24 protein-coding genes are annotated in these 25,044 nt (G+C 47.0%); 10 read left to right on the top strand and 14 right to left on the bottom strand.

Features of this window, described 5'->3' with window-relative positions; all coding sequences use genetic code 11:
* Positions 1-6: 6 nt before the first annotated feature.
* The 8 genes from AC3WTP_RS17815 to AC3WTP_RS17780 all read right to left on the bottom strand — a co-directional run bounded on the left by AC3WTP_RS17815 (position 7) and on the right by AC3WTP_RS17780 (position 8,055).
* Positions 7-456: a GtrA family protein gene (locus AC3WTP_RS17815; RefSeq protein ID WP_492395983.1), complete on the bottom strand. Its 450-nt coding sequence runs from the start codon at positions 454-456 to the stop codon at positions 7-9.
* Positions 453-1,496: a glycosyltransferase family 2 protein gene (locus AC3WTP_RS17810; protein WP_492395982.1), complete on the bottom strand. Its 1,044-nt coding sequence runs from the start codon at positions 1,494-1,496 to the stop codon at positions 453-455. Before AC3WTP_RS17810 ends, AC3WTP_RS17815 begins: the two co-directional genes overlap by 4 nt.
* 494 nt (positions 1,497-1,990) lie before the next feature.
* Positions 1,991-2,404, bottom strand: coding sequence for an O-methyltransferase (locus AC3WTP_RS17805; protein ID WP_492395981.1), 414 nt, complete (start codon positions 2,402-2,404; stop codon positions 1,991-1,993).
* Between the two features lie 198 nt (positions 2,405-2,602).
* The gene (locus AC3WTP_RS17800; RefSeq protein ID WP_492395980.1) at positions 2,603-3,253 is read right to left on the bottom strand and encodes a response regulator transcription factor; all 651 of its coding nucleotides are present in this window, start codon (positions 3,251-3,253) and stop codon (positions 2,603-2,605) included.
* Positions 3,231-5,621: an ATP-binding protein gene (locus tag AC3WTP_RS17795; protein ID WP_492395979.1), complete on the bottom strand. Its 2,391-nt coding sequence runs from the start codon at positions 5,619-5,621 to the stop codon at positions 3,231-3,233. The genes AC3WTP_RS17800 and AC3WTP_RS17795 overlap by 23 nt, the downstream gene beginning before the upstream one ends.
* 39 nt (positions 5,622-5,660) lie before the next feature.
* On the bottom strand, positions 5,661-5,831 hold the full coding sequence (gene comX, locus AC3WTP_RS17790) for a competence pheromone ComX (protein WP_492395978.1): 171 nt from the start codon (positions 5,829-5,831) through the stop codon (positions 5,661-5,663).
* A gap of 174 nt (positions 5,832-6,005) precedes the next feature.
* A complete protein-coding gene (locus AC3WTP_RS17785; protein ID WP_492395977.1) occupies positions 6,006-6,890 on the bottom strand; it encodes a polyprenyl synthetase family protein in 885 nt (294 codons plus the stop codon).
* A 136-nt stretch (positions 6,891-7,026) separates the two neighbouring features.
* Complete coding sequence (locus tag AC3WTP_RS17780) at positions 7,027-8,055, bottom strand: lantibiotic dehydratase C-terminal domain-containing protein (protein ID WP_492395976.1); 1,029 nt, start codon at positions 8,053-8,055, stop codon at positions 7,027-7,029.
* A gap of 452 nt (positions 8,056-8,507) precedes the next feature.
* On the opposite strand from AC3WTP_RS17780, the gene AC3WTP_RS17775 reads away from it, so the two are divergent.
* The gene (locus AC3WTP_RS17775) at positions 8,508-9,242 is read left to right on the top strand and encodes an MBL fold metallo-hydrolase (RefSeq protein WP_492395975.1); all 735 of its coding nucleotides are present in this window, start codon (positions 8,508-8,510) and stop codon (positions 9,240-9,242) included.
* Positions 9,226-9,780 (top strand): TetR-like C-terminal domain-containing protein, encoded by a 555-nt coding sequence (locus tag AC3WTP_RS17770; protein WP_492395974.1) that lies wholly within the window; start codon positions 9,226-9,228, stop codon positions 9,778-9,780. Before AC3WTP_RS17775 ends, AC3WTP_RS17770 begins: the two co-directional genes overlap by 17 nt.
* A 419-nt stretch (positions 9,781-10,199) precedes the next feature.
* On the opposite strand, the gene AC3WTP_RS17765 is transcribed toward AC3WTP_RS17770, so the two are convergent.
* A complete protein-coding gene (locus tag AC3WTP_RS17765) occupies positions 10,200-11,411 on the bottom strand; it encodes an acyltransferase (RefSeq protein WP_492395973.1) in 1,212 nt (403 codons plus the stop codon).
* A gap of 194 nt (positions 11,412-11,605) precedes the next feature.
* Between AC3WTP_RS17765 and AC3WTP_RS17760 the strand changes: the two genes are divergently transcribed.
* Together AC3WTP_RS17760 and AC3WTP_RS17755 are read left to right on the top strand one after the other, a co-directional pair.
* Positions 11,606-12,538 carry a hypothetical protein gene (locus AC3WTP_RS17760; protein ID WP_492395972.1) on the top strand — a complete coding sequence of 311 codons (933 nt, stop codon included), beginning with the start codon at positions 11,606-11,608 and terminating at the stop codon, positions 12,536-12,538.
* 98 nt (positions 12,539-12,636) lie between these two features.
* Positions 12,637-12,882: an NHLP leader peptide family RiPP precursor gene (locus AC3WTP_RS17755; RefSeq protein WP_492395971.1), complete on the top strand. Its 246-nt coding sequence runs from the start codon at positions 12,637-12,639 to the stop codon at positions 12,880-12,882.
* Positions 12,883-12,942: 60 nt separating this feature from the next.
* Here AC3WTP_RS17755 and AC3WTP_RS17750 read toward each other — a convergent pair whose 3' ends face one another.
* Positions 12,943-14,832, bottom strand: a complete 1,890-nt coding sequence (locus tag AC3WTP_RS17750) for an ATP-binding protein (protein WP_492395970.1) — start codon at positions 14,830-14,832, stop codon at positions 12,943-12,945.
* A 484-nt stretch (positions 14,833-15,316) separates the two neighbouring features.
* On the opposite strand from AC3WTP_RS17750, the gene brfA reads away from it, so the two are divergent.
* Positions 15,317-15,508, top strand: a complete 192-nt coding sequence (gene brfA, locus AC3WTP_RS17745) for a ribosome rescue factor BrfA (RefSeq protein WP_492395969.1) — start codon at positions 15,317-15,319, stop codon at positions 15,506-15,508.
* 7 nt (positions 15,509-15,515) lie between these two features.
* Here brfA and AC3WTP_RS17740 read toward each other — a convergent pair whose 3' ends face one another.
* Entirely contained in the window at positions 15,516-16,664 is a 1,149-nt protein-coding gene (locus tag AC3WTP_RS17740) for a phosphodiester glycosidase family protein (protein ID WP_492395968.1), read from the bottom strand.
* 191 nt (positions 16,665-16,855) lie between these two features.
* Between AC3WTP_RS17740 and AC3WTP_RS17735 the strand changes: the two genes are divergently transcribed.
* The gene (locus tag AC3WTP_RS17735) at positions 16,856-17,647 is read left to right on the top strand and encodes an SDR family oxidoreductase (protein WP_492395967.1); all 792 of its coding nucleotides are present in this window, start codon (positions 16,856-16,858) and stop codon (positions 17,645-17,647) included.
* A gap of 409 nt (positions 17,648-18,056) precedes the next feature.
* Here the strand turns inward: AC3WTP_RS17735 and AC3WTP_RS17730 are convergent, their stop codons facing one another.
* From AC3WTP_RS17730 to hflX, 3 genes are all read right to left on the bottom strand, one after another.
* Positions 18,057-19,847 (bottom strand): DNA translocase FtsK, encoded by a 1,791-nt coding sequence (locus tag AC3WTP_RS17730; RefSeq protein ID WP_492395966.1) that lies wholly within the window; start codon positions 19,845-19,847, stop codon positions 18,057-18,059.
* Positions 19,848-19,999: 152 nt separating this feature from the next.
* The gene (locus AC3WTP_RS17725) at positions 20,000-20,731 is read right to left on the bottom strand and encodes an acyl-[acyl-carrier-protein] thioesterase (protein ID WP_492395965.1); all 732 of its coding nucleotides are present in this window, start codon (positions 20,729-20,731) and stop codon (positions 20,000-20,002) included.
* Positions 20,732-20,807: 76 nt separating this feature from the next.
* The gene (hflX, locus tag AC3WTP_RS17720; protein WP_492395964.1) at positions 20,808-22,070 is read right to left on the bottom strand and encodes a GTPase HflX; all 1,263 of its coding nucleotides are present in this window, start codon (positions 22,068-22,070) and stop codon (positions 20,808-20,810) included.
* 355 nt (positions 22,071-22,425) lie between these two features.
* Here hflX and AC3WTP_RS17715 point away from each other — a divergent pair, with 355 nt between their 5' ends.
* From AC3WTP_RS17715 to AC3WTP_RS17700, 4 genes are all read left to right on the top strand, one after another.
* Complete coding sequence (locus tag AC3WTP_RS17715; RefSeq protein ID WP_492395963.1) at positions 22,426-23,118, top strand: futalosine hydrolase; 693 nt, start codon at positions 22,426-22,428, stop codon at positions 23,116-23,118.
* A gap of 9 nt (positions 23,119-23,127) precedes the next feature.
* On the top strand, positions 23,128-23,961 hold the full coding sequence (locus AC3WTP_RS17710; RefSeq protein ID WP_492395998.1) for a 1,4-dihydroxy-6-naphtoate synthase: 834 nt from the start codon (positions 23,128-23,130) through the stop codon (positions 23,959-23,961).
* A 132-nt stretch (positions 23,962-24,093) separates the two neighbouring features.
* On the top strand, positions 24,094-24,546 hold the full coding sequence (locus AC3WTP_RS17705) for an SRPBCC family protein (protein WP_492395962.1): 453 nt from the start codon (positions 24,094-24,096) through the stop codon (positions 24,544-24,546).
* 35 nt (positions 24,547-24,581) lie between these two features.
* Positions 24,582-24,977, top strand: coding sequence for a VOC family protein (locus AC3WTP_RS17700; RefSeq protein WP_492395961.1), 396 nt, complete (start codon positions 24,582-24,584; stop codon positions 24,975-24,977).
* Positions 24,978-25,044 lie beyond the last annotated feature (67 nt).

Here is a 25,044-nt window from a genome sequence, read left to right as displayed (position 1 = left end):
CCTCCTTTATTTTAACTCAGAATGTCCTTCTACAGCCGTTGGTTCGCTTGATGGCTCGTCTCGCTTATTGAAGGTATACATACGATGCAGCAGAAATGAAGTAATCGTATAGATCATAGCCTCAGCCAGCACGATGACATCCTCCAGCCATACTCGCTTCTCAGCAGGAAGCCATGTATAGATTACGCTGCTGATGGGCTGGTGCAAGACGACATAGGCGAGCGCATAACAGAGCAGGCTCACTCCTATGAACCGCAGAAGGCCAGTACCCAGCTTCCCCTGTGCTTTAAAGGTAAAGGATCGATTCATAGCATAGCTGAACAGGATGCCCACGGCATTGCCGCTGAAGGCAGCAACACCGTGAGTCCAATGAAGCCAATGCATCAATACAACCACAAGTCCCAGGCCGACAAGGGAATTGCATACCCCAACCAGCCCATAACGCAGCCACATCATCTTTCTCCTCCGGCTTCCTTCCCATACCACTCCAACGATGTTTGTTCGTGAAGGATCTCATCGATCTGGTACAACGGTCTCCGCTTGACTTCGTTATACACCTTGCCGACATACTCACCGATGACACCCACAGCCAGTAATTGCACACTGCTAATAAACCATAGGGACATCATGATCGATGTCCACCCGGATACCGTGTGACCCGACCACTTGGATAGAATCGCGTACAAAGTGGCTATCAAGCTTGCCCCAAGCCCGAATACTCCGCATACGGTCACGATCCTCATCGGCTTGATACTGAACGAAGTAACACCTTCCCATGCAAATGACAGCATCTTCCGCAGCGGGTACTTGGTGTGACCCGCCGCTCGCTCTTTGCGGTCATAGTTGACTTCACTCGTTCTCAAGCCCAGAAGAGGCACGACTCCCCGCAGAAACATATTCACTTCACGATACTCAGCCAGCTGATCCAGCGCACGCTTGCTCATCAAGCGATAATCCGCATGATTATATACAAGCGGCACTCCCATCCTCTGCATCAGCTTATAGAACTGCTCCGCGCTCTTGCGTTTAAACCAGGTGTCTCGTGAGCGATCTTGTCGCACACCATAAACGATGTCATCTCCCTCGAGGTAACGCAGTACAAATTGTCGTACTGCATCTACATCGTCCTGGAGGTCGGCATCCATTGAAATGACACAATCGCAGAAGCTGCGGGCATACATCAGCCCCGCTAGCAGCGCTTTTTGATGTCCTGCATTGCGTGTCAGCTTAATGCCTGAAACCAATGGATTTCGAGCGCTCTCAAGAGCGATAAGGAGCCATGTCGAGTCACGGCTTCCGTCATCTACAAAGAGCAGCTTGCTTCGTCCTGATATCAGTCCTTCCTCAATCATAGATTGCAGCATTTCACCTAACGTTCTAACGGTAAGCGTAATGACTTCTTGTTCGTTATAGCAAGGAACCGTAATATACAGAATCGGCTGAATATCACGTGAGACATGAGATCTAGTGCTGTCTGAATGATCGCGATGAAGCATCTCTAACTCCTCTTTCGTCTGAATTATGGCACATCATGATGAAACTCATGTTACAGTTATAGACCTAAAACTTGTATTTCTATAACATGAGAATACAAAAAGAAAACCATGATCGGCATTGCTAACCGACACATGGTCTTCTCGCACGTTCATTATGGGTGGAGGTCATTCCATCTGTTCTCGAAGATAGGACTGTTGGTGATGCTCTTGCGCACATCCCGCATCTGCAGCTTGCCGAATCATATGTATAAGAGACCGATCCTCGAACCGCCATATACAAGTGTCCAATCCCTATTTGCGATCTCCGAACCCAGATATAATTAACCAAAGTTAATATGCAGTATATGCTTGTTGGGAATGGATTGGAAGATGCTCACAATTTCTTATCAATTCAATATGATCTGGAATAAGGGATCGAAGGGACTATTGGGACAGGTACATGAAGTACTACGCTTAGCTGTAATATTGATATATGTGCGGAGTGTAAAATGAGGTTAGTACGAAGGTAATATTCGTGAAGATGTGTGCACGTCGTGCATCGAAGGTTTACCTAAAAGGTTGGCCATGTTGTAGTTAGTTTCAAACCATGTGCTGACGAGCAGCGTGTCCTGCTTCAGCGTAAAGTCAAATACAATCTCGCCGTGAGTCCAGTGCTTCTTCCGCTTAAGTGCTTCCATTGCCATTAACCGAAAAGAGGTCACATGTCGTTTCTGCAAACCGCAGCGTAGTGGAACTAATACACCATCGCGGCTCTCCATCGCGTCATGCTTGACACCAAACTTGCCAATCTCATCGTTGCGGATACAGACAACCAGTGTTCCTCCTGTTAAACCTACCAATTCAGGCTCCAATTTCTCAAATACAAGGCTCAGTTGTCTAGTCAGGCTCATTTCATTCAATCTTGCCATAGACGCTCTCCTTTCATCAATAAACTAGCTGGATATTATTAACTAGTTCTTAAACCCTATTATAAGTTTAATATTTCCTTTTTACAACAATATTTTACAGCAAATCCAGGAATAATTATCTATTGCGACATTGGTCGACTATACGAATAAAACCGTCAAGCTGGTTGCTTGACGGTTTTATGTCCCATGATCTAACTCCTAAAATGATTCCATTCGTACTAGTCCAAGCTGCTTCGCTTCCACAATGGCTTCCGAACGAGATCGCACACCTAATTTCTCAAAGATTCGAGTCAGGTTGTATTCGACAGTTCGTTGGCTCATATGCATCTTAGTCGCGATATCTCGATTGCTCTTGCCGTCCGCCACTTCCTGCAGAATCTCCTGCTCTCGTTCATTAATCGATGCTTCTTCGATTGCGTTAGGACCACGCTTTATCTTCACTTCACTTCGACGAAGCTGCTTCAATAAAGAGATTGGAATCGTCGCTTCACCCCTCATCGCGCAATGAATAGCATTGTGCAGCTGCTCCCGCGATACCGTCTTGGATATAAAGCCCGAGGCTCCAGATTCCATGAGCAGGTTGAAGTGTGAGCTTATCTCATAACCTGTATAAATAATGACACGCCGCTCCGGATTCTCTTGAATGAGCCGTTTCGTCAACTCCAACCCGCTAATACCCGGCATATTCAAGTCGCACATAATAATATCGAAGCTCTCTTCATTTACGATTTCCAGCGCATCTACAGCTGAAAGCACAACCTTGACGTTCATGTTAGGATCTTGCTCGATCATGGTCTTAGTACCTTCACCAACAGATGGGTGATCATCAACTAATAAGATACGAATCAACGTTATCGTCCCTTTCTCCTCGGCCCTGCGTCCATACTACTGGGATGACCATCTTCACTTCGAAGCCGCTCCCGACTTCCGAGTAGAATTCGATCTCGCCTTCCAAGCTGGAGACTCGTTCCTTGACACCAGACAAGCCCATATGGCTGAACGATGATGTCAGCTTCACGAGATCCATCCCGATTCCATTATCCTTGTAGCTCACATAGATGTGGTTGCCTTCCTGCTGCAAGTCAATGTATACCAGATTAGCTCGAGCGTGTTTGGCCGTATTGCGCAGCAGCTCCTGAATGATCCGATAGATGGAAGTAAGCTGTTCCTCATTCAGCACAGCTTTCAACGGTTCTGACTGAAAGCGAACTGCAAAGTTGACCTGCAATTGGATATGCTCTATAAGCGATTCAAGCGCTTCGATTAAGCCTAGCTCTTTAAGCAGAGGCGGCCTGAGTTCATTGCACGTTTCACGAATCTGGTATATGACATCCAGCAGTCCTTCTCTTACATGTCCCAGCTCATCGTGCAGCTCACTCGACATCTTATAGTCTAACATTGCAGATTCAAGTCTGCGGAACCAAAGCAACTGATCCTGCAGCGCAGAATCATGCAGATCTGACGCCAGTCTGCGGCGTTCATTCTCAGATAGACAGAACAATAGACGCAATACCCACGGCGTAGTCGTCTTTTCCTTGCTCATCTCAGATTCCAGATCAACCAGCAGGTTCTCAATCAAGTATAGATTCTCTTGAACGATGCTTGTGTAATGGGTAATCGTCTTTAACCATCGAAGCTCATCCACGTTAAAATGCGTTTGGTTACTCTTCGCGCTTATCCACATCACATGGAAGCCCTCTTTGTGCTTGCCGACTACCGATACCAGCCCATCTTCCAGCGAATACATACACGACACCTGGAAAGTGTCCGCGATTTGCAGCAAAGCTTGGGCAGTCTCCGGACGCAAGGAGAAGCCGTCATTAGAATCTATCGTTCCTGTTCCTATGTCTACGCGCAGGAAGCCCAATGTGCTAAGCGGTATCATCGTGCCAACCTCTTGCTTAAGCACTTCTTCAAGATCGCTTCGCTTCATCACTCGCGTCATCCGAGAAGATAAACGATCAATGCTGTCCTGAAAGCTGTACATCTGCTTCAGCAACCTCGGTCTAAAGCGATGATCGATCGTCTCCTTGAAGTATAGAAACACAGCCATCCCAACGTAAATTACAAAAAACACCTGAAACCACTTTACCCAGGTTTTCTCATAGTTTACAGTTTCAATAATCGTAATAAAGAACATAACCCCAACAGCAGGCACTAGGGCAAGCAAGGTATAGTACTTGAATCTCGTAAATATAAAATCAATATCGAACAATGTGTTCGATGTAAATAAGTACATATAGCTAAAAGGCAGCGCAAATATAAATAATGTCGTGAAGGTTGAAGGGAGCAATTCAACCTTCAGTATCATGAGCGGCAGCAGATTCATCGTTACAAACGGTGTGAACGCTGCAATATGCGCTGCCAGCATAATCTTAAATAAAGCTTTAAGCCGTGTCTTACGGTAATTCATATACACCTTAATCAGACTTATTAGGCACATTGAATATCCTACGAAGATTAAGGACGACAATAGGACCCTGTACTTATAAAAAGAGTCTGGAATAGTATAATCTATTAAAATAAGGATAGGGTAAATGGCCCCTATCAGTAAATTCAAACCCATCATTGTATAGAAAAATTTAATGTTAATAAATTGAACATTGAATCGTTTCAAATAGATGTTCATAAAATGCATGAATATGTAAGGAATCATCGGAAGCAATACGAATAACGTAACCTTCCCCAACGGATCGCTTCGATAAGAAGCAGTAGAGCTATAGTAGGTAAGTCCTACTGTTAGAAAAAACAGGATGAGTGTTAACGTTTCACGGTCTCTCTTCCCCTTGCGATACAAGAAGATAGACATCGACACAAACACGAGCAGGAACATCGCCGGAACAATAAACTGAAATACTAACTCATCACTCGAAATATTCCTCGTCCAATTCCAATCAAAGGTGACTGTACTGATAGTACCATCTTCTTGCCTAATGGTGATCTCCTTCGCTTGTTCTACCGCTCCAAAATTACGTACAGAATAATTATCCTTCACAGGCTTGCCGTCAATTAAGAGAACGATATCGCCCTTCGTTATTCCTGCGTTATCCGCTCGACCTGCCGGATCAGCAACCTGAACAACATAGTTGCCGTCTTCGTCCGGAGCTACAATAATGCCTAGATGCGGAATCGCTACTGTTATGTAAAAAAAATAAATGATTAGGCAGCACATGATAGCAATTAAGAGGGAGGACTTAATCCGTGACCTATATCCCATTTTGTATGTTAATCCTCCCTCTTCATTACTAGCTTTTCCTTAGAACCAAGGTACGAAAGAATAGTTGTCCTTCGCTTCCTTATTCACCAGTGTGTTCTTCAAAGCGAGTTGTTGCATTTGCGGTACTCCCTCAAGCTGCAAACGACCTTGCATAAAAGACTCCATCATATTACGGTCTTTCAACAATGATTGAATTGCTTCTTTCAACATTGAAATCTCCTCCGCTTCTGCGTATTATTGTTCAACCTAGAGTATAGTACATGTTGTACCTATAACTCTATCAAGATAGTATATTACATCAAACGCAATGACCATTGCGGAATTCCACAATTATTTTGCGGTCTATGGAGAAAACGGTCGAAATGCCTATTCTAGTCACACATTTTATATGCTTATACTCTCAAAAAATGTCTCAAATCGAGCTTTCCATTCACGAGCTTGCAGAAGATTGTTAAAATGTTCCATACATCCGTAATAGTGGGTCTTAATCAACACTTGCATATAAAGTATAGTTCCATTCTCTTGAAATAGCTGCAGCCGTTCAGCCGGGTCCAGATCCGACAAGCTTGACTGCTCGTCCTTGTTATAGAGCATAGGCAATGTGTGCTTGTCCGCCATAACATCCGACTTCTCGTCCGTTCTCAAGCAGTCACGCAAATCATTCGTTAACTGCGCCATCATGCCCATGTCGCGAGCATAGTTCTCCACATTCTCATTCCACTTGCCGTCAGCTAGAATAACGCCAACCATGCATGACATCACGATTAGCGATGCTGACTTATGATTTACCATGTCCATATAATCATCGGTACTGGAAGCATCATTCATCAAGTCGCTCATCTGCCCATTGAGTGAACACAATACATGTCGATTCACCGTCTCAACAGCCAGATTAAGACGGCGCGACTCGAATTGAGCCTCCTGCAGAAGCTGCTGACCAAGCATCAGCAGACTAAAGGCGACATTTAAAGCTAACGGAGCAGGCGTCTGCATCCACGGCTTGGAAGGAGCATCTTGATCCTGAATATCGTCCAATATGTCTGAGCTTAGAATAAGAAGCTCCAGCGCGGCAGCCACTCTGTGGATGTCTTCATTCGGTTCACCGTCAAACATCTCATAATGGAATAAACACAAATTGCCGAAGTGAAAAGCTTCCTTCAACTTGTCGTCAACATATGTATGTGCATACTGCCGCATCGCATCAACCGTAAAGTATCGATCGATAGCTTCTCTCATGTGCAGTTCCAACGTATTCGCGGTCAGCTTCATAACATCCTCCTCATCCTGTCTTAACCTAATAGTATATGATCACAGAAAAAAAAGGCAACCGCCAGCTGCATTCCTACTAAGAACGCTGCGACGAAAGCCTAGGGAGAGAGCTATATTGATGAGACCGCCGGGCGGCTCACACTAACGCCGAAACGATGTTGAAGCGCGGAACATGAAAATAATTGCGTTGTTCCAACACACTGTCCATTCGTTCCAAGCTGCGGATCAATAAATATTCCATCATATGCTGCTGTCTCAGATCTAGTTGGAACAATGGCATAAGCGCCTGCATACTCGTATTCATGATCTGATAGGCCGTAGATTGGGCGCAGAATAATCCTAATTGCGAGTCCTTCTTCGGTATTAATCCTTTTTCGACCAAAGTGCTTATGGCTCTAAACAATTCATACCGCGCGGAGCTCCACAATCGCAGCAGCTTATCATCGCCTTCATACTGTCCATCTGCATTCATATGCGCATGAAGATCGTACATTGCACTGTCTATCGTCAATCCATACTGGTCATTGGCATCTTCAAATTGCTTTCTTACAAACTCACGCTCTCTTAAGCTCTGCAGGTAGCTTTCGATCCTTCTTCGAGGAGTTGTGTAACCTGATAACAACGAGTTTTGCAGATCATATCCTCCGTACAAGGCCATCATGCGTACTAATCGATAGCAGCGAGTCAGACTATTCTCTCGACAGCGATCGACTTCATGTATAATGATTTCGTACGTATAGGCATAAAAGCTATGAAGCAATTCAAACAGTACATGATCTTCATGCAGCCCATGAGGCAGCGTGAGTTTGCTGAGGGTTATGCTATTATTCTGATGAATGGTCTCTGAGCAATCTTCTGTTGCTGTTCCCCAACGATTGGATAACACCTGCTGTTCCTGCTTGGAAAGTAGACGCTTTGAGGGAAACGCTCGAAGATAGTTCCCAACCTTCTGTTTGAAAAATTCGAAAGCCTTTTGAAAGGAAGCCTCGTGCTCTGTTTCGATATGAACGACCATAGTCGGGGCTGGATTCCATATCCGAAAGGAATACGCTCGAAGAATGGAACCATCATGCTGCAGTTGGCTGATGACCGGTTTAATACCGTCCAGCAACAGCCTGTCATGCTCATCATCATAATAAGCGATATGGATCGCTTTCCACATCATACTCACCCCTCTTTACTTCTAGTGTTTATTTGAACAATCTATCTCACATCAACTGTTATCGCTAACCAGCTAAATAACCAACTTGTTTTCAAGCAGCTATATTCCCCTGCACAACCAACATTCGCCTCTATATAACAAAGACGATGCTGCGCGCATGGGGGAAGGAGGCTGCACACAACATCGTGATCTAATCAGAGGATATTGACTCAATAATGAAGCTAGTAAGGGGGGAGGCTATTCGCTTCGGATTATTGAGGGAAGTTTCACTGACGTAAACTGCAACCTTGTCTTAATTGCATCATACCTTAGTCTGCTTCAGCTTTCACCGATATGTTGTACCGTAATTCCCACAAACTTTTTGCGGTCTGCGGAATTCCGCAAATAATCCCTTTACAAAACTAATGGTGTTAGTTATTATACTAATATCATTAGTTAAACGGAGGGACAGTTCAATGCGAATGACTAAAGCCGGATATGTAACACAAATATCGTTTATGCCTAACCTATTCCCTGTAAATTGTTATCTCGTCGAAGAGGAATCGGATCTAACCTTGATAGATGCAGCCCTTCCTTATAGCTGGAAGGGCATTATCCAAGCGGCTTCCTGGATAGGCAAGCCAATCGGACGTATCGTACTTACACATGCGCACAGCGATCATATTGGAGCGCTGTCAAAGCTCAAGCAAGAGCTTCCGCATGTGGAAGTCATCATCTCCGAGCGAGATGCACGCTTGCTTCGCGGTGATATGACGCTGCTGCCTGGAGAGCCTGAGACTCCGATTCGAGGAGGGGTTCCGAAGGATAATAAGACGAATGCCGACCGTCTTATCACCCATGGCGAGCGAATCGGGTCATTGGAAGCTATTCAGGCTCCAGGGCATACACCAGGCTCATTCGCTTTCCTTGACACCCGCAATCGCGCGCTTATCGCAGGTGATGCATTCCAGATACGAGGAGGAATTGCAGTGTCAGGCTATAAGATCTGGTCATTTCCCTTCCCTGCCCTCGCCACTTGGCATTACGAAACAGCGATCGCCAGCGCCAAGCGCTTGATCAGCTATCAGCCTTCACTCTTGGGTGTCGGACATGGTATTATGCTGGAAGAACCGAAAAGATTAATGGAGAATGCTATTATTCAGGCCGAACACGATCTAGAGAAGAGGTTGAAGCATGCGACAAAAAATTGATCAAAGTGTCATAGTTGCAATTGCGGCACAGCTAGCAGATGAAGAAGGCTATGAGCAAGTCTCGCTCGCCGCAGTAGCGAAGCAGCTCCAGATCCGTACGCCTTCTCTATATAACCATGTTAATGGCTTGCCTGAGCTGCGCAAACAGCTTGCCATATACGCGTTAGGCAAGCTGTTGGCAGAGATGGTGGATGCCGCGCTTGGCCGTGCAGGCGATGAAGCTGTTCATGCTGTAGCACTGGCTTACTTCAACTTCGCCCGCCAGCATCCCGGTCTATATGAAGCGTCATTAAGCGCTCCGGATCCGCTTGATCCGGATATCCATATCATTGGAGATAAGATTGTTGATCTTATATTAAGGGTGATGGAGCCCTATCAGCTCGAGGGCGACAACAGAATTCACGCGGTCCGAGGCTTGCGCAGCATCGTACATGGCTTTGCTGCACTTGAGATCAAGCAGCAATTCAATATGTCGATCGACCGAAGTGAATCCCTCTCCGCCATCATGTCAGCCTACATTAGGGGAATTCGCAGCTAATATAGGCTGATTATAAAATGGGGCTGAGATAGACTATTCGATATCATCGATAGCTATCTACAGGGGCCGGGAGCGGACACACGAGCCGCTATTTGCCGCAAACACCACTAATTCGCCATCCTAGCGGACTGTAGAGCCGTTATTTGACCCGAATAAGTAGTTTATTGCTAGTTTTGAAGCAAATAGCGTCGTCTGTGTCCGCAAGCCCTCAAAAAATACCCCGAAATCATGAAATAGTGGCCCCTGTGTCCGTTCAAGCGCAGGTCTGTCACCATATGTGCTATCGGACAAAAAACCGCTGATCCAGTCTCATCGACTAGGTAAGCGGTTTTTTATTGGTGTAGAAACAAAGAAGGGTTGTCCCAAAAGAGATGAAAAAAATGACTTTTGGGACAGCCCCTTTATCACGATATTCCTATTCAAGAAGCAGCCCCAGAAGCGTTCACAGCGGCATCAGACTTCCTAGTCTTCTTGCGCCCCATAGGACCGGTCAACCATATGCCGAACGGCAGCTTATCAAGCGCCCAAGCGATACATATCGATAATGACGCTACGACTATCCAAGTCAGCACCGTCGCTAGAAGATGATATCCTTCGAGCGGCATGCCTCGAGTCCAGAACGCGACGAAGGACAATACCAGCGCGTGAACCAGATATCCTCCGAATGAGTAGGTCCCGATCTTCTGCAGCGCTCTTGCCAGCCAGCCGCCCTGCTCCAATATATATAAGGCAGCGGCATACATGAAGAGCATCTGCGCGGTAATCACTACGAAGAGCGAAGGCTTAAAATAGGTCGATATATTCAAGTTGATCGGCTCAACTCCGCCTTCTAGGAGACGATATCCGATGTAGATATACCCGACAACGAACACAGCCAAGCTCCAGCCCGCGAACTTCTTCACACCTTGCCGCCACTCCTTCAGATAGAGGGAACATATAATGCCCATCGCGATATAGAAGAAATACATGCCGACAAACATCGTGCGGTGTGAAAGGAGCTCCGTTCCCAAAGGATTCAGGCGCTCAGACAGCTGCGGCGCAACTCGATAGGACCAATCCATCAGCAGCGCGTATAAGCCGCCTAAGCCGAGCATCAGCACGATCAACGGCTTGCGAAGATCTTCTCCATAACGCCGCTTCGCCCATGCTTGGCATTTCTCCACCCAGCGAGCCAGCAGCGGAAACACCAGATACAGCTGAAATATCATTAAGATAAACCACATGTGATACCCATATGTCGGATCAATAAACTGACGAAAAAGTTTGGCCCAACCTGCAGCAGTCAAGAGTTCAGTATTCAATGAGAATAGCCCATAGATAAGCGTCCAGATGACATAAGGAACGAGTACTGCCTTCGCTCTTCGCTTCAGGAACGGCTTGTAGGCTACAGTTGAATCATAATTGTAGAACAAGATAACAGTGGATAGGAATACAAAGGTCAACGTTCCATATCTCGTAAAGTGATACAGCATGCCGAGCATAACAGAATCCTGTACCAATATATCTTCTCGGTAGATATACTCTCCTATGCTGTGCTGGAGCACAATGGCGAAGAAGGCGAGCGCCCGCAGAATCGTAATCTCATCGATGCGCGGCTTGCTGATTCGCCGCCTCCCCTCTTGTGTTCCCATAACAATCCCCCTCTCGTCATAAGATTACAAAGGATGATTGTATCTTCTTAACCTGAAAAGGAGATTAGTCCAACATTAAATTATCACAATTCCATATATTTACTCGCTTATTGGAATCCTATATATTTTATATAGCATGACTTTGTAGTCCTTTAGTCACTTCAAACTGTTTTAAGCATGAGGAGAAAACTAATATGCAGTGGTATCAATCTCATATGGATGAAATACGTGCAATCTTTACTGAAGCAGAAGCTTGCATTCATACGTTTCCGGCACCCTTGAATCGACGGGGAACTGCTTATTTGCACAAATTCAACCCTATACATAAAGACAGCACGAACAATTATATATGCTATCTACTCCCTTATTGGATTAAGGATATTAGCGGAATTTCTCAGCAGCATTGTCGACAGCTTGCAGTAGCGAACATATTCGTAATGCTATACTTTTTCATTCAAGATGATCTGATGGATGAAGGATCAACCGCATCTCATGAAGAGCTTGCGCTCGCAAATATGTGCTACTTGCAATTTTTGAACACCTATCAGCAGCTGTTTCCACTAGATTCTCCGTTCTGGAGCAGCTATCAACAATATATCGCGGACTGGGCAGATTCAGTCTCAAATGAACCCTGCTCGGATTACTTCCACCATAACCGACAAGCTATCGCTAATAAGGCTGGCCCTGTGAAATTTGCAAGTACAGGAGCTCTCTGTCTAGGCGGCAAAACGGATCTGATCGAGAAAATGTCTGCTGCAGTGGATTGCGCGCTTCTGATCCTGCAGATGTCGGATGATTGGTCGGACTGGAAGGACGATCTTGCGGAAGGAAGCTATAACTGCCTGATCGCTTGGACGAGGTCAGGGCTAGGGCTTCCAGCTGAGCACATCATGACTGAAGATGAGGTGTGGCACGCTATTACCGTGCGTGATGTGTTCAACGGTTATGCCGAACAGGCGAAAATATATGAGCATAGGATACGAGAATCTGGCATTGAGGTCCCCGAGCTAATCCAGTTTCAGCAGTCGATGATCGACAACATCTGCACTGAAGCCGATCGTTTGCAAAAGGCCAAGGAATTGTTGATGCATGGAGGCTTATTCTATCACGCAAACCAATATAGGTAAGACTGATCATGTAACATTTTAGGTAAAATTAACTAGAACATATTGGAATATCGTGGTAGACTTGAGGTGTATCTATACCTAATGCGGAAGGTGTAACCATGACTAATAAACTACAACTAAAAGAGCAAATTATTCAGAAAGCTTGGGAAGATCCTGCGTTCAAGCAGAAGCTTCTGACAGATCCCAAGGCAGCGCTTCAAGATGAATTCAACATCATCGTACCTGAAGATATCAATCTCGTAGTCATAGAAGAGACTTCATCGACTTTCGGGCTTGTTATTCCACAGAACCCTGCACAAGTGATGAGCTTGAATGAAAGTGGCGAGCAGCTAGGCAGATGGTAATGGTGAACAAGAAGAAGGAGGAGCGAACACGTCGCTTCTCCTTCTTTATGAGTAAACATACTATTCTGTAGCTTTGGGAAAATCTAAGACCGCCTCAGTACCGACACCTTTTTCACTATTAAAATGAAGTCTGCCGCACATAACTTCTACAATTCGATAAGTTACGATCAGCCCTAGTCCTGTCCCCTTTATCTTATTCGTATAATAAGGTTCTCCGAGACGTTTCAATTCCTGTTCAGTCATGCCAATACCATTGTCCTGAATATGAATATATACTTGATTCTCTTGCTCATATCCCCAGATCCGTATTTCTCCGGCATCATCCAAAGCTTCAATGCTATTCTTAATCAGATTAATAAACGCCTGCTTGAACTTAGACGAGTTCCCTCTTATAGCTAAGCTGCTCGGTACATCGACGGAAATAGTGGCTCCTGACATATTGGCAAGCGGCATCAGAATTCCTTCAATATGCTTCATTTCTTCAGCAATCTTTAATACCTTATGATCCTGCAATTCCGGCTTCGCAAACGTCAGGAAGTCTGTAATGATGGACGATGCACGATCCAGCTCGTTAAGCGCAAGATCTAGGTAATCCCGCTCTTTAGAGTCTGCCTTGCTGGCAATGATCTGCAAGAATCCTCGCGTTACCTGCAGGGGATTGCGTACTTCATGGGCAACTGATGCTGCCAGCTCGCTAATCATCTCCATCTTCTCCGCATGCTGCAACTCATTATTATACATCTCTAGATCCCTTGAATATCTGATCACCCGTTCATGATTTAGCGCAATCGTTCTGCCTAAAATAACAATTAACGAGAGTACAAAGCCTAACACTCCCCATTTCCACAACCAAAGCTCGTATTCGCTAGATTGGATATAAAACCATATCAATTCCCCAATGGATACGAATGCGAACATCGCAAAGCCGCACGTGAATAACAAGGCGTCCGTATTGCCGTTGAGCGCGTACCTAATGGAATAGTACATAAGTATAACAAGCTCCGCAATGATGATAAATCCGTAGATCGTTACGCCAAAGAAGTAATATATATTATAGAAGCTAGTCCCTACCGCTAAATAGATAAACAACAGCGCGAGGCTGAATAGAGAATACCAGATTAAGCAGTTCCTAAATATGCTGACAAAGGATCTTTTTTTAAGCCCCATTATTTTTTCGAAGTAGAGGCATAATGCAGGGAATAAAGTTAATAGGGCCACGTCAAAACCTACGGTTGCTACTTCCCCAACTTCGGAGAAAAAGGTATATGTAAAAGACGAGTACGTTAGCATCAGAACTCCGATTGACAATATCACTGCACCTAGCGACAACCAGCTAGGAATATAAATGCTGCGCAATAACAATCCGCAAACCAGCATAACTAACGCCATAAACACGAAAGCGCTGCCCATGAATACATCTACTAGCCCTCTCTCTACATAGACCGGTAACAGAGACTGATATTCTTTAACGATTCCCGCATCTTTAATTCCTAATCGATCACTTGGCGACTCCAAATGAATAAATACGGTTTCTCCATCTGGCTTAGACTGTAAAGGTATGAAGATTTGATTAACATCATTCGTATAGCCTCTAGAGAAATTAAAAAGTGTTCGACCATCATCTCCGTACACCTGAACATCTAAAGCATACACAACAGGAAGCAGAAGCCCTGCTTGTTCCCATTGCGTAGGTGGGATTGATATCCGATACCATGCTCCCGCCACACCGTCCGGCTTCACGGGAATACCATCATTTGAGGATACGGTCTTCCACCACTCATCTTCAGTGGCCATAATATCCGACAAGGAATGGTGCTCCGTTTCCCAGTACATCTGCCACTCGGATATCTTAATCTCATCGCTATCAGCCGCATAACTAACCGAAGGCAGCATGAGCCCTAACATGAGCAGAATTACCCCTATTGAAAAAAAGGTACGAACCGTTCTCATACAGCACCCCTATTTATCTATAAATTAGGTAAATGATTCCATTCGTTTAGATTCGACAAAATATGGTCTTATCCTGCTAGAATTTAAACAAAAACCACATAATTAGAATGTGAATTATTATACTATCGAAATAAGCGTTCTTATTGTAGAATCAAGCCATTCCTCGCCCTAAAGAGATGGATTAACATGCATCGTTGTACCTAATAAAGTACACAACCTCACATCCACTTTCAGAATAAAATACTCCATTTTTCGACATTATACTGAAAAACCCCTAATAATCGATATAAAATGACATTCGAGCCTATCCTCATTATAACTTGTTTCAAGATCATATCTATAATTAGTCTAAAAAAAGACTTACATATAATTGGACTAACAAAAGGAACGGTACGACTCCGTGGTCAATTGAATATATCATTCAGCTTGCAACTAGCGGAATGATCGCATATGATAAGATCAAATCCCATGGAGGTGCATATAGATGAGCAGTAAAGCACAGCGCGACCGCCGCAAACGTGAACGCGAGCATAAGCTGAATCCCGAAATCAGCAGACAGGAATGGATCCGTAAGCCTCAGACCCAAGTGGTTATGAATAAGAAAGCAGAACAGCGCCGATCGATGTGCCGCAGAAAAGGGCATGACGACAGCGCTGTTTTGTTATGTCCGGCATGATCCGCAATTACTGACTGTGGATTAGAAGCGCATTGCTGATCTCACGGCCTGGTTCCGTCAAATATTTTCCGTTATAGTAAAGGCAGCTTGATGCCCCGCCATCCAGATTCATCGCTTGATAAGCCCCCGCTTGCTTCATAACCTGAGCTAATTCAGGAATCGTTGCGCTAGATGTGGTAAGAAGAATTAGCTTGTGATCCTTCGTGATCCCGACTGCACTGCGCGCTCCGCTATTTGTCAATATCTTCGGGTCTTTAAAGCCTTCATTTACAGGGTCAACCGTTACTTTTCCATTAGTCACTAACCGCGGACCAGCTTGAAGCGCCCCTTGCACCTTCCCATCACGAAGAAGCTGTGGAAAATCAGCACCTGGGACAATCTCCACTATGTTCGCTTGATCAAAATATAATACGGATCTTGGATCCCCTGAGCTTTTATGCACGACTTTGCCATTCTGCACAATGTATCCGTATGGCGCCTTATAGCTTGTCTCGGAATAAGCATTGAAGAATGTACCGTTTATCGCTGCGGTCGCTTTGCTGCTAACAGCCATGTCCTTAAGTGAGTCTACTGTTCCTGGCTGATTGTTAGCGACTGCAACACCTAGTTTAATGTTAGGGTGAAGCAGATCCACCTGCAGCATGGTTGCGGGTATACGTCTCTTACCGACCATAAACGTTTGCTGCTTCTGCTCGATCGGATTGGATTGAACGGCACGGTTCAGCGGAACGATCGGAAGCCTATTGGTGTTCCCATTAGATTGGAACTCCATGACCGATGCGGCATTATCCCACTTGATGTCCAGCTTCATCACATCGCTTATGAAACGAATGGGAACATACGTCGTTCCCCCTTGAACAAATGGCGCCGCATCCAACGCAATAGTACGATCGTTAACAGTCGCCGTGTTCTTGCCGACCGTGAGCGCGGCCGTTTGTTCCCCGCTGCTGACCGTAACCCGTTGATTAGGCTGATCCCATTTCACCTCATACTTAAGCTGTTCACTTAGATAGCGGATCGGTACAAAGGTCCGATTGGCCTTCGTATCCATATACCCATAGCTCTTCGTTGCAGCTGCTTCAACAGGTGAACACTGAAGCAATCCTGACATCATCAAGGCGCATCCAAGAACCGCCGCCGCTCTTCTTAACTTCATCTCGCAATCCCCACAGTCTGATTAATTAGGTAATAGGTAATATATGAAGATATGAAGATACTATCATATTAATTATCGAGTTAACAATACAAATTTCGACAATAAATCCGTTAAACCTCCACAATCTCCATTTCTTCTGTATATTTTTTAGTCATCGTGGATAAGGTTTGTACTAGAAAGGAGATGTTCACATGTCAGATCAACGACTACTGGGTAAGGTTGCGGTCATAACTGGCGGCGGTTCTGGAATCGGGCGGGCTTCCGCTCTGCTATGCGCCAAGCATGGAGCGCGGGTGGCTCTGTTAGATAGGGACCGTGAGCACACGGAGGAAACGAAGCGCTGGATTGAACAAGCTGGTGGAGAAGCTCTCGTATTCGACTGCGATATTGCGAAGCCGGAGCAAGTTGAAAACAGCTATGCGCAGACCGTCAAGCAATGGGGGAGATTGGATATCGTATTCGCCAATGCCGGCATCAATGGTACGCTGGCGCCCATTGAAACGATGGAGATAGCGGATTGGGATGAGACGATGAATGTGAATTTACGAGGCACATTTGCGACGATCAAATATGCGATTCCCCATCTCAAAGATAAAGGCGGCAGTATTATTATTACGAGCTCCATCAACGGCAACCGCGTATTCTCCAGTGCTGGCTATTCAGTTTACTCTACGACGAAGGCTGGAGAAGTCGCGCTCATGAAGATGGCAGCGCTCGAGTTAGCGCAGTACAAGATTCGCGTCAACGCGATCTGTCCTGGAGCCATCAAGACCAATATCGGCGAGAGCAGCCATCCGACAGCAGACCTGAAAGAAATAGAGGTTCCACTTAAATTCCCAGAAGGAAGCCACCCATTGGAAGGACGCGCGGGTGAACCGGAGCACGTAGCGAATGTGATGCTGTTCCTCGCATCCGATGATGCATCACACGTTACGGGCACGAAGATATACGTGGATGGTGCGGAGTCTTTGCTTAGAGGATAAGAGGATTAGAGGGGCCTGTCCGTCATGTACGAGGACAAGCCCCTTTTTTTCTGCTGCCGAGGCCGTCGGGATGGCTGAGACGTCATTTTTCTGCATCTCAGCCCTCGCGAAAGCTGATTTTGGACCTGAGATGCAATTTTTTGACGTCTTAGCCTTATTTTTCGGCCGTCGAGGCCGTTCGGACGGCTGAGACGTCATTTTTTTGCATCTCAGCCCTCTCGGGAGCTTATTTTGGAGCTGAGATGCATTTTTTTGACGTCTCAGGCTTGCCGATAAGGCCGGGACGACTGAGATGCAAAGAAGGGGTTGCCTCATAAGTCATAAGAAAAATGACTTATGGAACAACCCCGTTTGCTTGAGCCGTCCCGCATTCGAGCATGGCAGCTCACCTTGTGCCGACCTTGAATGCTCAATTCAAAGTAATATGCTTGGCAAATCGCATACGCAGTACGGAGCTATATTGAAGGAACGCATGGATGTTCGCCTCTGTGCCTGCCGCAACAATGAGTACTCCATTGTCCGAACGATCGGTAGCCTGCACGATCAGCTGTGCTGCTTCACGTTCGGATATGCCCCCGTCATTACCTGCAGCTAATTCATGCAGATCGAATAGCAACACTTCGCCCTGCGCTTGAGCAAGCTTAGCTTGCAAAGGAGTGGCACCCCCAAGACTCGAGGATGAAGTTAACTCATAGTCCTGAGGCACAGTCTGGATAACGTCGCCTTTGCTTAAGACCCCATACTTCTGATACAGCTCGCCCAATAAGATAGAAACGGACAATCTTGTACGGCTGTCTCCTTCTTTCACAATAAAGCACATCGGAACGGACTCCGCATACATGCCTTGAGATTTCCGCTTCTTATAGACTTCCAACTGTTTGGACAATTCACGAATCTGCTCCTTCTGCTGTTCCGGCATCGGAATCTGCAGCAGCTTCGCTTCTAAATCAAACGATTCGATCGGATGCGATTCCGAACCCGCATCACTGTGCATTATAGAATCAGATGAGTGCATAATATCTTCTTTCACCATCGGTGTCGGATCCAGCAGTTGCGCATCAAACCGCGACAGCTGACTTGCAGCTGGAACAGCTTCAACTACAGTGTTCATTTCCTGTCGTACAGGTCCTACAGGTTGTAACGGTCGCTCAGGCTGCGAGGCAAACGGAATCACATGCGGAAAATAAGCTCGAACGTGAATATTCTGATCGATGAAAACTCTCATCTTATCTGCATTACCTGTCATGATAACAACAAGGTCATCGCTGTAATCATCCAGCAGGCTCAGCAAGACAAATATCGCTTCTTGGCCCTGATCGGCGTGCTCCCCTTCCAACAGTCGGTATGGATCGTGAATCACGAGCACTCCTCCACAAGCCTCATCCAACAGCGCTTCTGTCTTCTCCTCTGTCTTCCATCCTAAAGGATCAATGAAATCCTCACTCACTGCCTCCGTTACGATGCCTTCCGAGAGCACTTGAAGATTAGTGAGCATCTGGGCAGTCAGTTCAATAACGTTCCGCATATCCTCCGTATACTCACCCGTAAACACCATATGCTTTCCGAAAGTATGTGTAGATTGCCCATCATTCTCGCGCTGCTCCTGAAGCATAATCATATCTGCCATCTGTTGAATATGTCTCTTGGCAACTGCTGAGCCCGGGACCTGTTGAAGCTCTTGAACAATATCCTTCAGTTCTCGCTCCAGCTCCTCATCTGAGACATGTTCCTCGTGATCTTCCTCATGCTCGTCATCCATGACCCACTCACTAAGCAAGCTCGTCACCTCTTCAGGTGTCAGCAGCACATCCCGATGGCGAATCGAATCTTCAGGGCCAACTACCCCCAGCTCCTCTAGCTGCTCTAGTATCGTACACGCTCTCGTATATTCGATGAACATCTTCTCTTGTAGGAGCAGTGGTGAAGCATATGTCGCCTTGCTGACTACAGCGATCGCCGTTTTGATTGAAGCATCATACCTATCCGCATTCGAGTCAAAGGAAGTCCTGCCTGTATGAGCATTATACCGAGTATATCCTCCACCTCCTTCACTCTGTGCATCTCGTTTGACCACTTGATTTACGAAGTACCAGAGCCCGGCAATTGCTCCGAACAGCAGTATCATTCCACCCGATGAAGATGGATTGGTGACGATTATAAACACCACAATTAAAGCCAAATATACGCCAGCCTGCTTCAAGGTTCACACCCTCCACAACTTCCTCATATTTCCTATTATGATAACACAGGAAGTCAGGTGATTGAAGCTCACTGTGTTCCAACGTCAAGAAGCCGAACGCAAGGTCGCGTCCGGCTGTTGAATCCGTATGCATGATATGGATGAGGCATGTGTCAGCGCAAGCTAACGCAGGCCTCGAAGAATCTTGTGCCTTCCTCTGACGTACCGCTGATGAAGCAATCGCCTATACCCGTGCTAGAGCGGAGTACGCTATACTTCTCTCCCAGCATCGCTTCTTGATGATACGTGATATGAAAGCGCGCTACGCTCCCCTCGAGCTGCTCTGGAGTCAACGCATCCAGACACACGTCCGCAAAGCGCGCATTGTTCATATGCCCGTTCATATCCAGACTGCTTTGACGCACGGTCATATCATAAACGTGCTCTAATATAGCATCAGTTGGAAGCTCTACCCTGTTAGGCGCATCTCCGACAGAGTTATGACCGATCTCAGGCAATTCATATGGAAATGCGGAAGAACGCAGAATCCTCCGCTTATGAATATCAACCAAGACCCAAACGGTTCTAGCTTGTGCCAACAATTCCTGCTCCGCGCCATAGATCCGATAATCGCGGAACCATTGCACCCCTTTGCAGCCCTTGTGCCAAGTCTCAATGACTAACGCGTCCCCATATCGCGGTTGGCGAATCATCTCCAGGTCTACGGTGACCAGCATCCAAGCTAGTCCTTGTCGAATCATATCGTCAAGGAGAATGCCATTTTCAGCTAAATGACTGTCTCCAGCACGCTGCATCCATTCCAACAATGTGGACAATCTGCACATTTTCTTGTAATCGCAATTATCAGATTGGATAACATGCTGCTCGCTCCAACAATCCTTCATCTTTCGTTATCCTCCTGCAACCATGGTGTGTCATAGCGTTTCCTAATTCCTACTGCTTCGATAGCTTGATTTGCGCTTAGCTCGAAACTACATATTCACGATATTTCTCCATATCGCTTCGTTTGCAGTCCAAGGTGAGCTTCGTGCCCTCATTCTCATAGTCAGTCGACAATACGGTGGCATGCTCATTCAGATACGAGATAAGCTGACCCTTATCATAAGGGATTAACATCTCACACCGAACATAATCTTTGAAAATATGCGCTCGCGTAAGCTCGATCAGCTCTTCCAGCCCTATCCGCTGTTTAGCAGACAGGTATACGGCTTGATCTTCCGTTCTAGGAAGCTCGGTCTCTGTCAGGTCCGACTTGTTATAAGCAAATATAACCGGAATATTCTCAATTCCAATCTCCTTCAACGTATCGTTGGTGATCTGAATCAGCTGCTCATAATTCGGGTTCGAATAATCCACTACATGAATAAGCAGATCCGCTTCCGCGACCTCTTCCAATGTGGAGCGAAACGCCTTAATCAGATGATGAGGAAGCTTGCTGACAAAGCCGACCGTGTCTGTCAAGAGAAACGACTTATTATCTTGCAGCTGAATATTGCGCACCGAGGTTTCCAGCGTCGCAAACAACATGTCCTTCTCCAATACTTGCTTGACTGCAGTTGGATTCGTAAGCTCCATCAGCGCATTCATGATCGTGGACTTGCCAGCGTTCGTATAACCGACGAGTGAAACGACTGGAATCTCGTTCTTCTTGCGCTTCTTGCGCTGCGTCTGACGCTGGAATACGAGCTGCTCCAGCTCTTTGTTAAGCGCGGAGATCTTCTCCTCGATCTTCCTGCGATCGAGCTCCAACTTCTTCTCGCCGACACCTTTGTTCTTGGTGCCGACACCGCCGGTCTGACGGCCAAGAGATGCGCGAAGGCCGATCAACCGCGGCAGCATATACTGCAGCTCCGCCACCTCGACTTGAAGCTGCGCTTCACGCGTCTTGGCGCGTTCGCCGAAGATGTCCAAGATCAGAATCGTACGGTCGATGACCTTGCATTCCAGGTCCGCTTCCAGATTACGAATCTGGGACGGAGACAGCTCATCGTTGAAGATGACCATGTGCGCATCCAACTGGTTGACCAATATACTCAATTCTTGAATCTTGCCTGTTCCAATATAATGAGACGAAATGACTTTCTGCAAATTCTGGGTCATCATGCCGACGACCTCAATGTCACAAGCTTCGGCCAAGTTGCCGAGCTCTTCCATCGAATATTCAAAGTCGTGCTGCTGCCCGAGATTCACGCCTACTAATATCGCTCTTTGCTGTTGTTCCATATGATATGGACCTCCTTTAATTTAACGGTTCAGATGGAGGTCGGTTCATTAGCGATAGTAGCGGTAGCATCGGCAGCGAGTCACGATTACTCTACGTCCTATCATACCTGCTCACTCCTTACGATTCCGAACTCATGATGTCATAACCGCTAACATCATATTCAAATCATATCATAGTTCGATCCAAACGGTTATACAAAGGAGCGCGCACCCTATGGAAAAAATGGTTATAACTCCGATCCGTATCGAAGAAATCTCCCGGCAGCGGCTCCTTGAGGTACCCCAAGCCCAAATTCACGCCGTATAGGGAATGTGATAAAATGAAATCACGATTTGCGTATGGGAGAGAACGAATATGAATCGAGTTAGAAATGACGCTGATCACGCGAGTCACGTGCGCAATGGCCGCGTGCTCGTCGTGACATCAGTTGCAGCCGAGCGGGATGCCGTGCTCCGCGGGCTGCGGGGCGATGCCCGCTTCGACGTGCTGATCGGCGGCGTCGGCTCTGCCGCGGCGGCGATCAGCACTGCGAAGGCGCTAACTCAAGCCGATACGGAGTACGGCTTGGTCGTGTGCGCGGGCATCGCCGGCGGCTTCACGGAACGTGCCGCCGTCGGCTCTGTTGTGGTGGCGAGCGAGATGATCGCCGCCGATCTGGGCGCTGAGACGCCGGATGGCTTTCTCAGCGTGGACGAGCTTGGCTTCGGCTCGGCGCGTGTCGCCGTAGACGCGGAGCTTGCGGCGAAGCTTGTCGCCGCGTTGCAGGCAGCCGGCCAGCCCGTGCAAGCCGGCCCCGTGCTTACGCTGTCTACGACGACCGGCACCGCCGCCACCGCTCAAGCCTTGGTTACGCGCATACCATGCGCTGCCGCCGAAGCGATGGAAGGCTACGGCGTAGGACTCGCCGCACAGGACAGAGCTGTGCCCGCGCTCGAGATTCGCGCGATCTCGAATGCGGTAGGACCGCGCGATCGCGGAGCATGGCGCATAAAGGACGCGCTTGATGCGTTGGAAGCCGCATGCTCTGCATTACGGGAGGTGCTTTAATTGAATAAGCTGAACATTGCCTTTTCTCCATGCCCGAACGATACTTTCGTATTTCATGCATGGGTACACGGTTTACTTCCAGATGCTCCGCAATTGGAAGTTACATATGCCGATATCGATATTACGAATGGCCTTGCCGCAAGCGGTCAGGGGCTGGATGTCATGAAGATCTCGTTCGCCGCGCTGCCATGGGTACTGTCAGAATACGCCCTGCTGCCATGCGGAGGAGCGCTCGGCAGAGGCTGCGGCCCGCTCGTCTTGACTAACAACGGCAGCAACGACCCTGCTGCGCTATCGGGTCGCAAAGTAGCCGTGCCTAGTGAACGATCAACCGCGTACCTGCTGTTCCGACTGTGGGCGGCGCAGCACGTGCCTGGAGGCATAGGCGAGATTGTCGTCATGCCGTTCCATGAGATTATGCCTGCCGTACGGGACGGTCTTGTTGATGCGGGGCTCGTGATCCATGAAGCGCGTTTCACCTATCCAACCTATGGACTCACCTTGCTGGCCGACATGGGAAGCTGGTGGGAAGCGGATACGGGGCTGCCTATTCCGCTCGGCGCTATCATTGCCAAGCGTAAGCTCGATCTAGAAAGGCTCGCGAATTGGACACGCGCTTCGGTTCGTTACGCGTGGGCGCATCCTGAAGAGTCTCGTGACTACATCATGTGCCATGCGCAAGAAATGGACGAGCAGGTCACGAAAGCGCATATTGACCTCTATGTGAACGAGTTTACCGGTGAACTCGGTGAGGATGGCTACGCCGCCATCACGGCCCTGCTTGATCGAGCAGCGCAGGAAGGACTCGTTCCAAAGATCGACCCAGCAGCACTTCGCTGGTAACTCTGCCGAACTATCAGCAGCAGCGCAATTGCATGAGTCTATCGGCATGAGCAGCGTATAACGGACGATAATTGGAGCATAGCTAAGCTAGAGCTAATTGTTATAACCTATTTCATAATGGAGGATCTGATCATGGAGCCTGTTACTGTACCTGACCTTTCAGCAAGACCTTTCAATCTAACAGTTGAACGTATGATGGCTGCGTCACCTGACTTGATCTTCCAAGCGTGGACGATGCGACTGGATCACTGGTTTGCGGCGCCCGGGAGCGTCATCATGCAAGGTGAAGTCAACACAGCCTTCTTCTTCGAGACTTCTTTTGAGGGCATGCGTCATCCTCATTACGGACGGTTCTTGAGATTAGAGCAGAATCGCCTTATCGAACTTACATGGGTAAATGGGGCCGAGGGAACCAAGGGAACCGAAACGGTCGTGACGATCGAAATGGAGTTTACTGACACGGGAACACGATTGCGACTCACACATGCCGGATTTCCAGATCAGGAATCGAAGGATCGGCACGAGCAAGCTTGGCCGTATGTACTTGAACAGCTGGACAATAAGCTGACAGCACTTTTGGAATAGCAGCATCATCAAGCGAATAAAAGGAGTTTATGGCGATGTCAAAAGTTACACCCTTCTTAATGTTTCAAGGCAATGCGGAGGAAGCCATGAATTATTACACTTCCTTGATTGAAGATTCCAAAATATCCAGCATCGCTCGTTATGGCCCCAATCAGGGCGGAGCAGAAGGAAGTGTAATTCAAGCTACCTTTTCATTAAAGGGACAGGAATTTATGTGCATCGATAGCAACATCAAGCATGACTTCACATTTACACCTTCATTCTCCATATTTATCAACTGTGATACGGAAGAAGAACTAGATCGACTCTATGAAAAGCTATCCGAGGGCGGGGGAATTCTAATGCCGTTAGGCGATTATTCCTTCAGCAAGAAGTTCGGTTGGATTGCCGACAAGTTTGGCGTTTCATGGCAGCTTAATCTCCCGTTCTAGAAGCACAGCAACATTGCACACAAAAATAGGGATAGAGATTCAGATATGCTCTGAAATCTCTATCCCT

Source organism: Paenibacillus sp. EB106-04-04-XG159, from assembly GCF_058791835.1.
The sequence above is the reverse complement of the archived record's forward strand: the minus strand, read 5'-3'. Positions and strand labels throughout refer to the sequence as shown.